Origin of the sequence: Nioella sp. (assembly GCF_965215655.1) — a bacterium.
Taxonomy (GTDB): domain Bacteria; phylum Pseudomonadota; class Alphaproteobacteria; order Rhodobacterales; family Rhodobacteraceae; genus Nioella.
This window is the reverse complement of record NZ_OZ244111.1, coordinates 556441-570968: the sequence shown is the minus strand read 5'-3', so window position 1 is coordinate 570968 and position 14528 is coordinate 556441. Positions and strand designations below refer to the sequence as shown.

Sequence of the window (14528 nt, the reverse complement as noted above, 5' to 3'; positions counted from 1 at the left end):
TTACTTCCTCTTCGCTTTCTTGTCGGCCGCGTGACCATAGTAGGTCCGCGTCGGCGAGTATTCACCGAACTTCTGGCCGATCATGTCCTCGGTGACGTTCACCGGGACGTGCTTCTTGCCATTGTAGACGCCGAAGGTAAGGCCCACGAACTGGGGCAGGATGGTGGAACGGCGCGACCAGATCTTGATGACCTCGTTGCGGCCCGACTCGCGGGCTTTTTCGGCCTTCTTGAGGACGTAAGAGTCGACAAAAGGGCCCTTCCAGACGGAACGCGACATCTATCAGCGTCCTTTCTTCTTGGCGTGACGCGAGCGGATGATGAGCTTTTGCGACGCCTTGTTCTTGTTGCGGGTACGAGCCCCTTTGGTCGGCTTGCCCCAGGGGGTCACCGGGTGACGGCCGCCAGAGGTCCGGCCTTCACCACCACCATGGGGGTGATCGACCGGGTTCATCACGACACCACGCACAGAGGGGCGGATGCCCTTGTGGCGGTTGCGACCGGCCTTACCGATGTTCTGGTTCGAGTTGTCCGGGTTCGACACGGCACCAACGGTGGCCATGCATTCCTGACGCACCAGGCGAAGCTCGCCCGAGGACAGGCGGATCTGGGCGTAGCCACCGTCGCGGCCGACGAACTGGGCATAGGTGCCCGCGGCGCGTGCGATCTGGCCACCCTTGCCGGGCTTCAGCTCGATGTTGTGGACGATCGTCCCGATCGGCATGCCCGAGAAGGGCATCGCGTTGCCGGGCTTGATGTCGGCCTTGGCCGATGCGATCACCTTGTCGCCAAGTCCAAGACGCTGCGGCGCGAGGATATAGGCCTGCTCGCCGTCTTCGTACTTGACCAGGGCGATGAACGCGGTCCGGTTGGGGTCATATTCGATCCGCTCGACGGTCGCGGTGACGTCGAACTTGTTCCGCTTGAAATCGACGATGCGATAGAGACGCTTTGCCCCACCGCCGCGGCGGCGCATCGTGATCCGTCCGGTGTTGTTCCGGCCGCCCGACTTGGTCAGACCCTCGGTGAGGGCCTTGACAGGACGTCCTTTCCACAGCTCCGAACGGTCGATCAGAACCAGCCCACGCTGGCCCGGCGTCGTCGGCTTATACGACTTGAGTGCCATGTTTACTGTCTTCCGTTTTCTGTGCGGGTCATGCGGCGGATGCCGCGAAACCCTGATGTTATAGGCCCCCGTAGGTGCCCGTCGTGAATGTCCTTTCGGACAAAAGCAGAGCCCCGGACGAATCCGGGGCCTTGCCGATGGGGTCTCTTAGGGGGTTCGCGGGGTGGGGTCAAGCACCGTAGATGACAAATGGAGCGCGCCGCGCGGAGTGCCCATCTTACAATCCATGCACAACCATCCTGAACCCTTCCCCCTCGCCCGGCGGCACGAAGTAGCTGGTGATCTGTTCGAACTGTTCATCCGTAACCTCGAACGGGTGCTCGCCGCCCGCGTTGCGTGCCTTCAGCCGGGCCTTGCAGACCTCATCCAGAACGTCGAGGTAATGCAGGGTGTGCGGCGCGCCGGTGCTATCTGCCAGCTCCTTCATCCAGCGGCGCTGTTCGACCGTGTTGGCCGGGAAGTCCAGCACGACACTTACCCCCGCCGCAAGCAGGTCGCGCACCAGCGGCCCCACGACTTTCTTCAACCGGGTCGAATAGCGCACATAGTCGGGGATCGTCAGCAACTCATCGGGATAGAGCAGCGGCAGCCACTCATCCTCCGACAGCACCACCGCGCGATGCTCCGCCGCCAGTGCCTTGGACAGCGTCGATTTGCCTGCCGCGATCTTGCCGCAGAGGAAATGCAGTTCGGCTTGCCCGCTCGCCATGTTCACAATCCTTCTTCCGATCCCCCAAACCATATGGGACACCCAAGAAACAAGAAAACCCCCGGCACTCGCCGAGGGTTCCCTCAATCACATTGACCCGAAGATCAGAGGCCGGTCGACACGTCGATCGTGTTGCCCTCTTCGAGGGTCACATAGGCCTTCTTCACGTCTTTCCGCTTGCCGAGCTGGCCGCGGAACCGCTTGGTTTTACCCTTGGTGATGGTGGTGTTGACCGCCTTCACCTTTACGCCAAAGAGGGTTTCCACCGCTTCTTTGATCTGGGGTTTGTTCGCGTCGATCGCCACCTCAAAAACAACCGCGCCGTTTTCGGACGCCATGGTCGACTTTTCGGTGATGACCGGCTTGCGGATCACGTCGTAATGTTCTGCCTTCGCGCTCATTTCAGTCGAGCCTCCAGTGCTTCAACACCCGCCTTGGTGATCACCAGCGTGTCACGCTTGAGGATGTCATAGACGTTTGCGCCCATGGTCGGCAGCACATCGAGACCTTCGATGTTGCGAGCGGCCTTGGCGAAGTTTTCGTCCACGGATGCGCCGTCGATGATCAGCGCGCGCTTCCAGCCCAGTTCCTTGACCTGCTTGGCAAGCGCCGAGGTCTTGGGGGCGTCGAGTGCGATGCTGTCCAGAACGACCAGCTCACCCGCTGCCGCCTTGGCGGACAGGGCGTGACGCAGGCCGAGCTTGCGGAACTTCTTCGGCAGATCGTGGCCGTGGCTGCGCGGGGTCGGACCCTTGTAGATACCACCCTTGCGGAAGATCGGCGCGTTGCGGTCACCATGGCGTGCGCCACCGGTGCCCTTCTGGCGGTAGATCTTCTTGGTCGAGTAGCTGGTTTCCGACCGGGTCTTCACCTTGTGGGTGCCAGCCTGAGCGTTGTTACGCTGCCAGCGAACGACGCGGTGCAGGATGTCGGCGCGGGGTTCCAGACCGAAGAGAGCTTCGTCCAGATCCACGGTACCGGCAGAACCGCCATCGAGCTTGATTACATCAAGTTTCATTCTTCCGCTCCCTCAACCGGAGCCTCAACGGGGGCTTCTTCCACGGCAGCCGATTTCACGGCGGCGGGGAAGGGAACACCCTCGGGCAGTTTCTTCTTCACGGCATCCTTGATGGTGACCCAGCCACCCTTCGACCCCGGAACGGCGCCCTTGACCATGATCAGACCACGGTCTGCATCGGTCCGGACAACTTCCAGGTTCTGGGTGGTGACGCGCACGGCGCCCATGTGGCCGGCCATCTTCTTGCCTTTGAACACGCGGCCCGGGTCCTGACACTGACCGGTGGAGCCGTGCGAACGGTGGCTGATCGACACACCGTGAGAGGCGCGCAGACCACCGAAGTTGTGCCGCTTCATGGCACCGGCGAAGCCTTTACCGATCGAGGTGCCGGACACGTCGACCTTCTGGCCTTCCAGGAAATGTTCGGCCGACAGCTCGGCGCCCACTTCGATCAGGTTGTCCGGGGTCACGCGGAATTCTGCCAGCTTGCGCTTGGGGGCCACGCCGTTACCGGCGAAGTGGCCGCGCATGGCCTTGGAAACACGCTTGACCTTCGGGGTGCCCGCACCGAGCTGAACGGCAGAATAGCCATCCTTCTCGGAGGTGCGCTGCGACACGACCTGCAGGTTGTCGAGTTGAAGAACGGTCACAGGGATCTGCTTGCCGTCTTCCATGAACAGGCGGGTCATGCCCACCTTCTTGGCGATCAATCCAGAGCGCATCTGATTGCCCTCCTTAGACCGAAATCTGAACGTCGACGCCGGCAGCGAGGTCGAGCTTCATCAGCGCGTCCACGGTCTGCGGGGTCGGATCGACGATGTCGAGCAGACGCTTGTGGGTCCGGATTTCCCACTGGTCACGGCTTTTCTTGTCGACGTGGGGGCCACGGAGAACCGTGAATTTCTCGATCTTGTTCGGCAGCGGGATCGGTCCGCGAACTTGCGCGCCGGTCCGCTTGGCGGTGTTGACGATCTCTTGCGTGGAAGCATCCAGCACACGATAGTCAAACGCCTTGAGCCGGATACGAATGTTCTGACTTTGCATGTCATTCGCCCTTTCAGGCTTATTGGAGTTGATAGGACGACCGGCGGCTCATTCCCCCGGCCCTCTTCGAACTCAAAAAGCGGGACCGAATCCCGCTTCTCAAGCAGTCCGCTATCTGCGAACCCGCGCGATGTACAGGGGATGGGGGGATGGGGCAAGGGGAAAGTTGGGGATTTCCACCCACCTTTTGTTGACCAACCAGTCCCTGGCGCCGGGCGCGGCAGCGATTTGGTGAGAGGCGCGTAATCTTGGGAAGGTTTGCTGATCTGGCTTGGATAGAGCGGCAAGACTTACTGTGCGAGTCGCCCCCTCGCGCTTCGGCAATACACTACCGAATAGATGCCCCCTCGCGGCACGTGCCGCGTCCCAATCAAAAAGGCCCGCTCGATTGAGCGGGCCTTTCTGTTTGTCTGGGGATCCGGTCGCTTATGCGAGGATCTTCGACACGACGCCGGAGCCGACGGTGCGGCCGCCTTCGCGGATGGCGAAGCGCAGGCCGTCTTCCATGGCGATCGGCGCGATCAGCTCAACCGTGAACTTCAGGTTGTCGCCGGGCATCACCATCTCGGTGCCTTCGGGCAGCTGAACGGTGCCGGTCACGTCCGTGGTACGGAAGTAGAACTGCGGACGGTAGTTCGCGAAGAACGGCGTGTGACGGCCGCCTTCTTCCTTGGTCAGGATGTAGACCTCGGCTTCGAACTGGGTGTGCGGGTTCACCGAGCCCGGCTTACACAGAACCTGGCCACGCTCCACGCCGTCACGGTCCACACCGCGCAGCAGGGCGCCGATGTTGTCGCCGGCTTCACCGCGGTCCAGCAGCTTGCGGAACATTTCCACACCGGTACAGGTGGTCTTCTTGGTGTCGCGGATGCCGACGATCTCGATCTCGTCGCCCACGTTGATCACGCCACGCTCCACACGGCCGGTCACAACCGTGCCGCGGCCGGAGATCGAGAACACGTCTTCGATCGGCATCAGGAAGGGCTGGTCCACGGCACGCTCGGGCTGCGGGATGTACTCGTCCACGGCCGCCATCAGTTCGCGGATCTTGTTCTCGCCGATCTCCGGGTCACGGCCTTCCATCGCCGCCAGGGCAGAGCCTGCGATGATCGGGATATCGTCGCCCGGGAAGTCATATTCGGACAAGAGCTCGCGGACTTCCATTTCCACCAGCTCCAGCAGTTCCTCGTCATCGACCTGGTCGACTTTGTTCAGGAACACGACCATGGCGGGGATACCCACCTGGCGGCCGAGCAGGATGTGCTCGCGGGTCTGCGGCATCGGGCCGTCAGCCGCGTTCACCACCAGGATCGCGCCGTCCATCTGGGCGGCACCGGTGATCATGTTCTTCACGTAGTCGGCGTGCCCGGGGCAGTCGACATGGGCGTAGTGACGGTTGTCGGTCTCGTATTCCACATGCGCGGTCGAGATGGTGATCCCGCGAGCCTTCTCTTCCGGCGCGCCGTCGATCTGGTCATAGGCCTTGAAGTCACCGAAATACTTGGTGATCGCCGCCGTCAGCGTCGTCTTGCCGTGGTCAACGTGACCGATCGTGCCGATGTTACAATGCGGCTTGCCGCGCTCAAACTTTTCCTTTGCCATTGCTCAGGCGCCTCATGCTAGGGGGGGCCGCCCGGCCCCGGTTCATCATCGCGCGCTCGTTACTGAGGCGCGGGGGAAAAATCAAGGGTGAGTTGGGGGAAAACCCGTTACTCTGCCGCTTCTTCCGGCAGTTCTACGGGCTGCTCCACTTCCGCGACCTGCGCCTCCAGCGCGGCCTGGGCCTCGGCTGCGGCCTCCTCGTCGATCGAGAACCATTCCGGATGGGTCAACATCCACAGCTGGATGCGCCGCGCCGCGTTGCGCGCAAGGATCTGCATCTGCTCTTCGCGTGACCGGGCAAGACCCGACCCGATGATCATCGTTTCCGCCGCCGCTCCCTCGAAAATCGTCAGTTGTTCAGGGTCATCATGCAGTTTCGCCTGCAATTCATCATCCCAGACATTGGCACTGATCACGAGGATCGAGCGCGGCTGAAGCACCACGGGAATCCCCGGAGGTGCCAGCGCATAGGCATCCACATGGATCGCGATGTGATAAAGCCGGTCGCCCTCGTAGCCGCCGAAGCGGCGGTCGATCTCTGCGGTCAGGATTTCGATCCATTCCTCTCCCGACGCTTCCCGCGAGGGCGGGACCTGCTGCATGTTGTCGGCCACGACGATGTTATAGGCCAGCCGGAAATCGCCCATATCGGGCAGGTCTTCCTCCAGCGGGTCAGTCGCGGCGCAGGCCCCGAGAATCAGGACCAGCCCCAAAAGGGCGAAACGGGACAGGGCGCGCATGGGGCTCCTCCTAGATGGCAGCCCGTTCGGGATAGCGCAGCCGGGCATGTCGTGCAATCGACCCGGCCAAGCCGCCGGAAAATCGGCAAAAAACCGTGGCCGAGTTGCAAACCCCGGGTCTCAGGTGAAGCGATTGTCCCTCGGGAAGCCACGCGGGGCCATGCGGCCCGTTCCGGCGCGCTTGCCTTCCCATTCGGTCAGGTCAGTCTCTGTCCGGGTGCGCCCGGCGGGGTCTTTCCAGCTCAACCCCTCCGCCCGGTTGAAACTGCGCGCATCCGACAGGCCACCGTCCTTGTACTTCTGCAACCGAACGCCCTTGCCGCGCCCCATCTCGGGCAGCTCAGCAAGAGGGAAGACCAGCACCTTGCGATTCTCGCCAACGCAGGCAACGTAATCTTCGCCCTCCTGCACACGAGTACAGACCGCCGCGCGCACCGGTGCTTTCACGTTCAGCACCTGCTTGCCGGACCGGGTCTGCGCGATCACGTCGGCCTCTGGCACGAGGAAGCCATCCCCGGCAGAAGAGGCGACCAGCAGTTTCGCGCCGGGCTTGTGTATCAGCAGATCGACGATTTCGACCTCATTGGGCAGATCGACCATCAGACGCACGGGTTCCCCCATGCCGCGCCCGCCGGGCAGGTTCGACGCGGCGATGGTATAGAAGCGCCCGTTATTGCCGAAGACCAGCAGCTTGTCGGTGGTTTCCGCATGCATCAGGAAGCGGCCCTCGTCGCCGTCCTTGTATTTGAACTCACCATCCAGCGCGACATGGCCCTTCATCGCGCGCACCCAGCCCATTTTCGACAGGACCACGGTGATCGGTTCACGCTCGATCATCGCTTCCAGCGGCACGTCGGGGGTTTCGCCCGCCTCGGCAAAATCCGTGCGACGTTTGCCGAATTCGGTGCCTTTGCCAAACTGCTTGCGCATCTCGCGCAGCTCTTCGCCAATGCGGCCCCATTGCAGGTCGTCCCGCGCCAACAGGTCGTCGAGCTCGGCGCGTTCTTCCATCAGGGCGGCCTGCTCTTTCAGCAGCTCCATCTCTTCCAGCCGCCGCAAGCTGCGCAGGCGCATGTTCAGGATGGCCTCTGCCTGCACCTCGGTCAGTTCACCCTCACCGGGCGCGGGGCTGACATAATCGGCCTCGGAGGTCGCCCGCACATGCGCCCTGCCCCATTCCTCGCGCATCAACGCGGCCTTGGGGTCGTCGTCATAGCGGATGATGTCGATCACCCGGTCGAGGTTGAGGAAGGTGATGATGAAGCCTTCCAGCACCTCCAACCGGTGGTCGATCTTTTCCATCCGGTGGGAGGAGCGGCGGATCAGCACCTCGCGCCGATGGTCGAGGAAGGCGCGCAGAACCTCCTTCAGCGAACAGACCTTGGGCGTGCGCCCGTCGATCAGCACGTTCATGTTCAGGCTGAACCGGGTTTCGAGGTCCGAGCTGCGAAACAGCGTTCCCATCAGAATTTCCGGGTCCACGTTCTTGGAGCGCGGCTCCAGAACGATGCGGATGTCATCAGCCGATTCGTCGCGCACATCGGCGAGGATCGGCACCTTCTTGGTCTGGATCAGCTCCGCGATCTTCTCGATCAGCTTCGATTTCTGCACCTGATAGGGGATTTCCGTGACCACGACCTGCCAGGTGCCCCGGCCCAGATCCTCGGTCTCCCACTTGGCGCGCAGGCGAAACGCGCCGCGACCGGTGCGGTAGGTCTCGGCCATGCTTTCCTTGGGCTCGACGATCACGCCGCCGGTCGGAAAATCGGGGCCTTGAATGTAGTTCAGCAGCGTCTCGTCACGTGCATCGGGCGTCTTGATCAAATGCAGACAGGCGGCAATCAATTCATCCACGTTATGAGGCGGGATGTTTGTGGCCATCCCCACGGCAATCCCACTCGACCCGTTGGCCAGCAGGTTGGGCAAGGCGGCGGGCAGCACCTCGGGTTCCTGCAGGGTACCGTCGTAATTGTCCCGAAAATCAACGGCGTTCTCATTCAACCCTTCCAGCAGCACCTCGGCCACGGCGGTCATCCGCGCCTCGGTGTAGCGGCTTGCGGCTGGGTTATCGCCGTCGATATTGCCGAAATTCCCCTGGCCATCGACCAGCGGATAGCGAATGGTGAAATCCTGCGCCAGACGCGCCATGGCGTCGTAAATCGCGGCATCGCCATGGGGGTGGTAGTTCCCCATCACATCGCCAGAGATCTTCGCCGACTTTCGGAAACCTCCGTTCGAGGCAAGGCGCAGCTCCCGCATCGCATAAAGGATACGCCGATGCACGGGCTTCAACCCATCCCGCGCGTCGGGCAGAGCCCGGTGCATGATGGTGCTGAGCGCATATTGCAAATAGCGCGAGCCAATGGCGCGGCTCAGCGACTCGGATGTTTCGCGGTTGTCGTCTGACATTGTCTGCTCGTTCATTTGGTATCCGTGATACGTCAAACCACGAGGGGTGGTAAAGCAGGATATGACCTGCCGCTTGCGCCGGGCCACCCTTGGCCCTACCCCTGTGCCATCTGGCGCGACAGGACCCGAACATGACCCGCAGCATTCTGATCACCGGCTGTTCTTCTGGTATCGGCCATCATTGCGCCCATGCGCTACACGCGCGCGGCTGGAATGTACTGGCCACCTGCCGCAAGCCCGAAGACGCCGAACGCCTGCGCGCCGAGGGGCTGAGCTGCGGGGTTCTGGATCTGTCGGACGCCGACAGCATCACCGCCGGGCTTTCGTGGGCGCTGGACCAGACCGGCGGGACGCTCGACGCGCTCTTCAACAACGGTGCTTTCGGCCTGCCCGGCGCGGTCGAGGATCTGCCCACTGACGGGCTGCGCGAGATCTTCGAGACCAATTTCTTCGGCTGGCACGACCTGACCCGGCAGGTGATTCCCGTCATGCGGGCGCAGGGGCATGGGCGGATCGTGCAGAACAGCTCTGTCCTCGGCTTCATCACCTACAAGTGGCGCGCGGCCTATGTCTCGACCAAATTCGCGCTTGAGGGGCTGACCGACACCATGCGGCTGGAACTCAAGGACTCGGGCATTCACGTGGTGCTGATCGAACCCGGCCCCGTCACCTCGAAAATCCGCGAAAACGCCCGCAGTCATTTCGAACGCTGGATCGACTGGGAAAACTCGGCCCTGTCCGATCTCTATCGCGACACGCTGCTGAAACGGCTCTATGAAGACAAGGACAAGCCCGACGCGTTCGAACTGCCGCCCGAAGCTGTGGCAAAGAAGCTTATTCACGCGCTCGAGTCTGGCCGACCGCGCCCGCGATACTATGTAACGGTGCCAACCTATTTCATGGGCGCGATGAAACGGCTATTGCCAACGCGTGCATTGGACTGGTTGATCGACAAGGGCTGAGCCCCCGGAAAGGACCGCCATGGTAGATACCCTCACAATCATTGCCCTGATCGTCACGGTCGGGGTCGCCATCATCCTGCTCTTCGGGATTGGCACCTTCACGCGCGGCGGGGAATTCAACCGCAGGAATGCCAACAAGATCATGCGCTGGCGATTGGCCGCGCAATTCGTGGCGGTGATCCTGATCGCCGCCGTGGTCTATCTGCGCGGCAATGGGGGCTGAGACATGGTTGTTCTGAACAAGATTTACACCCGTACTGGCGACGCCGGTCAGACCGCGCTTGGCAATGGCGCGCGGGTCGACAAGCATTCCGCCCGTGTGACGGCCTATGGCACGGTCGATGAGCTGAACGCGACACTTGGCCTTGCGCGGCTGCATACCGAAGGCGCGATGGACGCGCAGCTGGCGATGATCCAGAACGACCTTTTCGATCTGGGCGCGGACCTGTGCCGCCCGGAAATGGAAAAGGACGCCGAGGCAGAATATCCGCCGCTGCGCATGATCCCCGCACAGGTGGACCGGCTGGAAGCCGAGATTGACGCGATGAACGACCGGCTGGACCCGCTGCGCAGTTTCATCCTGCCCGGTGGCTCGCCTGCCGCCGCGCATCTGCATCTGTGTCGCACTGTGGCAAGACGGGCCGAGCGGCTGGCGGTGGAACTGTCGACGGTAGAATCGGTGAACCCCGCCGCGGTGAAATACCTCAACCGCCTGTCCGACTGGTTCTTCGTCGCGGCCCGCATCTGCAACGATGATGGACGCGCCGATGTGCTTTGGGTGCCGGGGGCGAACCGCTAACCGCGCGGCGCGACAGGTACCCAAACCGCAACTTTGCCTTCGCCTTTCGGGTCGAAATCCGGGTCGTAGAGTTCAAACTCGGACCCGTTCAGCAGGTCATACTCTGCCTCTGGCGCCCATTTCGCAAAGATCGCGTCCCATGTCCGCGATATCGTCGAGATGTGTCCTTCATGGGGAAAGACCGCATAGGAGCCGCCCGGAATGGTCAGGCGGTCGAGACCCTCTGCCACTTCGCCCGCAAAGGCCACTGAATAAGTGAACTCCCCCGCATCGTTGAAATCGGAACACACGCCGTAGGTCGGACCGCCGATCATGGCGTCATGCCATTCCGAAACGGTTTCATCCCACAGCGCGGGAATGCGCGAACGGCTGTTCATGTCGAACCGGCCCGACCGTCCCACAAGGGTGATGGGGTCAATGGTCCTGATCTCGGGTGTCGGGGTTTTGCTTTCTTCGGTTTTGGGCATCTCAATCGCCTCCTGCAGGGTAATCCTGTTCAGGTCATCCACGCATCGGATCGAGGACGGGGCCAGCCCGAAACAGGCACGGAACGCACGGGAAAAGCCCTCGACACTGTCATAGCCAGCGTCGAAAGCCGCATTGGTCACGCTGTCACCGGCTGATCGCGCCTTGGCCGCCTCGCTCAGCCGCCGCCGGCGCACATATGTGCCAAGCGACAGACCGGTGCGCAGGGAAAAGGCACGGGTCAGGTGAAACCGGCTGACCCCGATGGCCTCGGCCAGCGCGGGCAGATCCGGCCCTCGGGACAGGTCCGTTTCCACCTGCCACAGGGTGCGGGCAATCAGGTCCGATTGGGTGTGCGTCCGTTTCATGGGCTCAGGATAGAGCGTCGCGACGGCCCGCGCCTGACCGATCTTGCGCCAAGCGGCGACTGTCCCCACCGGATCAGTCGGAAACGGCCCGATAGCATTCCAGATAGGCCTGATCCCGGAAATCCGAAATCGCCTCGGCCTGGTATTGCGGGGTGGAATAGCGGGGTTCTTCATAGGCCGCAGCTACCAGAGATTGAGCTAGGCCGTTTCCATCGGCGATATCCATCATCTGAACGATGGAAGTGCCACTCTGACGGTTCGACATGATCGATTCCGCCAGAGTACTGATCTCGCGGCACAACTCCATGTAATCAGACTCGGTCTGCGCAGCGGCGGGCAGAGAGGCTGACCATAGGAAAGCCGCCAACAAAAAGGTAAATCGGAACAACGGGCACACTCCCAAACTCTTTATACTGGTCAATGGTCTCATCTCATCCGGAATTTATCAACTGCCATGTCGGGTGGAGCCGCAAAGGGTTATGACGTTGGGTGCTTTCCACGGTCGCCCCGGCCAGAGGTTTTAGTTGGGCCTGTCGCTGACGGGCACCCAAATCTCGAACGCCATGCCGTCCGGTCCGTTGCGAGGGTCTTCCGGGTAACGCTCGAAAATCGCGCCGCGCCGCTGCGTGTAGCGCGACCCCGGCAACCAGTCCGCGATGATCCAGTCAAAGCAAAGCTGCACGTCGTCGAGCGTGCCGAAATCCTGCACCACCGCGTAGTCGCCTTCCGGCAGCCGCGCCAGGCTGGTGCCCTTGGGCAGTTCCGACGGAACCGGATCGACCTCGACCGTGACCCCGTATTTGAACGATCCCAGACCATCCGCCGCAAAGGACACGCCATACATGGCACCGGGCACGTAATTGGGGATCACAAGCGGCGCCTCGTAGAAGGTGCGCCAAAGGTCGGGCATCTCGTCCAGCGTGGCCATCGAATAATCGCGCACGAACCCGAGCGTATGGGTTTCCGGGAAGGCCTTGATCTGAGGCTCTGACATGGATGGTGTCATTCGCTATCTCCTGTCGGGGCGGGTTCCCACAATTCGATCGGCGTCCCTTCGGGGTCGCGCAAATGGGCGAAGCGGCCGATCCCCTCCATTTCCGAGCGATTGTAGACATCAATGCCCGCAGATTCCAGTTGCGTCACCATGGCATCCAGATCGCCGACACGGAAGTTCAGCATGAAGCGTTGATCGGCGGCGAAATAATCGGTGTCCTCGTCGAAAGGTGCAAACACCGTCACACCGGCGTCACTGACCCAGGGCACCATGTTCATATCGGTCGGGGCTATGTTGATTCCCAGATGGTCTCTATACCACCGCCCCAGTGCCTTCGGGTCCTGGGCGCGGAAGAAGAACCCACCGATTCCCTGAACTTTTTCCATTGAAACCCCATCCTTCTACGCAAGCACCCCGGCACAAATCGCGACGCCGATCTGACACATACACACTCAATAAGGAAAAAACGCGGCGTCCAATCGGCCGAACGCGTCGATTTTGACCTGTCATCACGCGATTCGAAGCGGTAACAACCGCATGATAGCATGACTTTCCCGGGGCTGGCGCCTCGGGGGCCATTACAGGAGAGACGTGGAAATGAAGGTTCTTGTGCCTGTCAAACGCGTGATCGACTACAACGTGAAGGTCCGTGTGAAGGCGGATGGTAGCGGTGTTGATCTTGCGAATGTGAAGATGTCGATGAACCCGTTCGACGAGATTGCCGTTGAAGAGGCGATCCGTCTGAAGGAAGCGGGCAAGGCGGACGAGGTTGTCGCCGTGTCGATCGGCGTCAAGCAAAGCCAGGAAACCCTGCGCACGGCGCTGGCCATGGGTGCGGACCGCGCCATTCTGGTCGTGGCCGCCGATGACGTGCACACCGATATCGAGCCGCTGGCGGTTGCCAAGATCCTCGCCAAAGTGGTCGAGGAAGAGCAGCCCGGCGTCGTGCTCTGCGGCAAGCAGGCCATCGACAACGACATGAACGCCACCGGCCAGATGCTGTCGGCTCTGCTCGGCTGGTCCCAGGGCACCTTCGCCTCCGAGGTCGATATCGACGGCGACAGCGCCAAGGTCACCCGCGAGGTCGATGGCGGCCTGCAGACCATCACTGTGAAGATGCCCGCCATCATCACCGTCGACCTGCGCCTCAATGAGCCGCGCTATGCGTCGCTGCCCAACATCATGAAGGCCAAGAAAAAGCCGCTGGATGAAAAGACCGCCGCCGATTACGGCGTCGACGTCAGCCCGCGTCTGGAGATTGTCTCGACGACCGAGCCCGAGGCCCGCAAGGCCGGTGAGATTGTGGGCTCCGTGGACGAGCTTGTTGCGAAACTCAAAGAAGCGGGGGCTGTGTAATGGCTGTTCTTCTCCTTGCTGAAGTGACCGATGGCGAACTGTCGCTCGACGCCACCGCAAAGGCCGTTGCCGCGGCCTCGTCGCTTGGCGACGTGACCGTTCTGGCCGCTGGTGCCTCTGCCGCCGCTGCCGGGGACGCCGCTGCCAAGATCGCGGGCGTGTCCAAGGTTCTGGTCGCCGAAGATGCCTCGCTCGGCCATCGGCTGGCGGAACCGACCGCCGCGCTGATCGTGTCGCTGGCTGGCGATTACGAGCATATCGTGGCGCCCGCCACCACGGATGCCAAGAACGTGCTGCCCCGCGTGGCCGCGCTTCTGGATGTGATGGTGATCTCGGATGCCTCCGGTGTTGTGGACGGAAATACGTTCGAACGCCCGATCTATGCGGGCAACGCGGTGCAGACCGTACGCTCGAAAGATGAAAAGAAGGTTATCAGCTTCCGGACATCGACCTTCGACGCAGCCGGTGAACAGGCCGCAGCGCCGGTGGAAACCATTTCCGCCGCCGATAACCCCGGCCTCAGCGAAGGGGTCGAGGACAAGGTTGCCGCGTCCGACCGCCCCGAACTGACCAGCGCCGGCATCGTCGTGTCCGGTGGCCGTGGCGTCGGGTCCGAAGAGGACTTCAAGATCATCGAAGGTCTCGCCGACAAGCTCGGCGCCGCTGTTGGTGCCTCCCGCGCCGCAGTCGACTCGGGCTATGCCCCGAACGACTGGCAGGTGGGCCAGACCGGCAAGGTCGTCGCCCCGGATCTCTACATTGCCGTCGGCATCTCGGGCGCGATCCAGCACCTCGCGGGCATGAAGGACAGCAAGATCATCGTCGCGATCAACAAGGACGAAGAGGCCCCGATCTTCCAGGTCGCCGATTACGGCCTGGTCGCAGACCTCTTCACCGCCGTCCCGGAACTGACCGAGAAACTCGGCTGATCCACGCG

The 14528-nt window shown here is 62.1% G+C and carries 19 protein-coding genes; 5 read left to right on the top strand and 14 right to left on the bottom strand.

What is annotated here, in order from left to right; translation table 11 throughout:
* The 10 genes from rpsS to ACOOEX_RS02850 form a co-directional block, all read right to left on the bottom strand.
* Window positions 1–279 (bottom strand): 30S ribosomal protein S19, encoded by a 279-nt coding sequence (gene rpsS, locus ACOOEX_RS02895; RefSeq protein ID WP_071688954.1) that lies wholly within the window; start codon window positions 277–279, stop codon window positions 1–3.
* Window positions 280–282: 3 nt separating this feature from the next.
* Entirely contained in the window at window positions 283–1125 is an 843-nt protein-coding gene (rplB, locus tag ACOOEX_RS02890) for a 50S ribosomal protein L2 (RefSeq protein WP_071688955.1), read from the bottom strand.
* Window positions 1126–1342: 217 nt separating this feature from the next.
* Complete coding sequence (locus tag ACOOEX_RS02885) at window positions 1343–1834, bottom strand: AAA family ATPase (RefSeq protein ID WP_420397043.1); 492 nt, start codon at window positions 1832–1834, stop codon at window positions 1343–1345.
* 104 nt (window positions 1835–1938) lie between these two features.
* Window positions 1939–2235, bottom strand: a complete 297-nt coding sequence (locus ACOOEX_RS02880) for a 50S ribosomal protein L23 (RefSeq protein WP_420397042.1) — start codon at window positions 2233–2235, stop codon at window positions 1939–1941.
* The gene (gene rplD, locus ACOOEX_RS02875) at window positions 2232–2852 is read right to left on the bottom strand and encodes a 50S ribosomal protein L4 (RefSeq protein ID WP_306047891.1); all 621 of its coding nucleotides are present in this window, start codon (window positions 2850–2852) and stop codon (window positions 2232–2234) included. The genes ACOOEX_RS02880 and rplD overlap by 4 nt, the downstream gene beginning before the upstream one ends.
* Entirely contained in the window at window positions 2849–3574 is a 726-nt protein-coding gene (gene rplC / locus ACOOEX_RS02870; RefSeq protein ID WP_071690455.1) for a 50S ribosomal protein L3, read from the bottom strand. Before rplC ends, rplD begins: the two co-directional genes overlap by 4 nt.
* Window positions 3575–3587: 13 nt before the next feature.
* Complete coding sequence (gene rpsJ / locus ACOOEX_RS02865; protein ID WP_035248435.1) at window positions 3588–3896, bottom strand: 30S ribosomal protein S10; 309 nt, start codon at window positions 3894–3896, stop codon at window positions 3588–3590.
* A gap of 426 nt (window positions 3897–4322) precedes the next feature.
* The gene (tuf, locus tag ACOOEX_RS02860) at window positions 4323–5498 is read right to left on the bottom strand and encodes an elongation factor Tu (RefSeq protein ID WP_420396839.1); all 1176 of its coding nucleotides are present in this window, start codon (window positions 5496–5498) and stop codon (window positions 4323–4325) included.
* A 107-nt stretch (window positions 5499–5605) separates the two neighbouring features.
* Complete coding sequence (locus ACOOEX_RS02855) at window positions 5606–6238, bottom strand: hypothetical protein (protein WP_071691889.1); 633 nt, start codon at window positions 6236–6238, stop codon at window positions 5606–5608.
* A 120-nt stretch (window positions 6239–6358) separates the two neighbouring features.
* Complete coding sequence (locus tag ACOOEX_RS02850; protein WP_420397041.1) at window positions 6359–8662, bottom strand: DNA topoisomerase IV subunit A; 2304 nt, start codon at window positions 8660–8662, stop codon at window positions 6359–6361.
* Window positions 8663–8778: 116 nt separating this feature from the next.
* Here ACOOEX_RS02850 and ACOOEX_RS02845 point away from each other — a divergent pair, with 116 nt between their 5' ends.
* Genes ACOOEX_RS02845 through ACOOEX_RS02835 form a run of 3 tightly spaced genes read left to right on the top strand, consistent with a single transcriptional unit; the run spans window position 8779 to window position 10408 of the window.
* Window positions 8779–9609, top strand: coding sequence for an SDR family oxidoreductase (locus ACOOEX_RS02845; RefSeq protein WP_420397040.1), 831 nt, complete (start codon window positions 8779–8781; stop codon window positions 9607–9609).
* Window positions 9610–9628: 19 nt separating this feature from the next.
* Complete coding sequence (locus tag ACOOEX_RS02840) at window positions 9629–9832, top strand: twin transmembrane helix small protein (RefSeq protein ID WP_071691892.1); 204 nt, start codon at window positions 9629–9631, stop codon at window positions 9830–9832.
* 3 nt (window positions 9833–9835) lie between these two features.
* Window positions 9836–10408, top strand: a complete 573-nt coding sequence (locus ACOOEX_RS02835; RefSeq protein ID WP_420397039.1) for a cob(I)yrinic acid a,c-diamide adenosyltransferase — start codon at window positions 9836–9838, stop codon at window positions 10406–10408.
* Here ACOOEX_RS02835 and ACOOEX_RS02830 read toward each other — a convergent pair.
* The 4 genes from ACOOEX_RS02830 to ACOOEX_RS02815 form a co-directional block, all read right to left on the bottom strand.
* The gene (locus ACOOEX_RS02830; RefSeq protein ID WP_420397038.1) at window positions 10405–11241 is read right to left on the bottom strand and encodes a GyrI-like domain-containing protein; all 837 of its coding nucleotides are present in this window, start codon (window positions 11239–11241) and stop codon (window positions 10405–10407) included. The two genes, ACOOEX_RS02835 and ACOOEX_RS02830, sit on opposite strands and share 4 nt — an antisense overlap.
* A 73-nt stretch (window positions 11242–11314) precedes the next feature.
* Window positions 11315–11506 (bottom strand): hypothetical protein, encoded by a 192-nt coding sequence (locus ACOOEX_RS02825; RefSeq protein WP_420397037.1) that lies wholly within the window; start codon window positions 11504–11506, stop codon window positions 11315–11317.
* 255 nt (window positions 11507–11761) lie between these two features.
* Entirely contained in the window at window positions 11762–12247 is a 486-nt protein-coding gene (locus ACOOEX_RS02820; protein ID WP_158514370.1) for a GyrI-like domain-containing protein, read from the bottom strand.
* Window positions 12244–12621, bottom strand: coding sequence for a VOC family protein (locus ACOOEX_RS02815; RefSeq protein WP_420397036.1), 378 nt, complete (start codon window positions 12619–12621; stop codon window positions 12244–12246). The genes ACOOEX_RS02820 and ACOOEX_RS02815 overlap by 4 nt, the downstream gene beginning before the upstream one ends.
* A gap of 211 nt (window positions 12622–12832) precedes the next feature.
* On the opposite strand from ACOOEX_RS02815, the gene ACOOEX_RS02810 reads away from it, so the two are divergent.
* A complete protein-coding gene (locus tag ACOOEX_RS02810) occupies window positions 12833–13591 on the top strand; it encodes an electron transfer flavoprotein subunit beta/FixA family protein (RefSeq protein WP_071691897.1) in 759 nt (252 codons plus the stop codon).
* Window positions 13591–14520, top strand: coding sequence for an electron transfer flavoprotein subunit alpha/FixB family protein (locus ACOOEX_RS02805; protein ID WP_420397035.1), 930 nt, complete (start codon window positions 13591–13593; stop codon window positions 14518–14520). The genes ACOOEX_RS02810 and ACOOEX_RS02805 overlap by 1 nt, the downstream gene beginning before the upstream one ends.
* The last annotated feature ends 8 nt before the right edge of the window (window positions 14521–14528 follow it).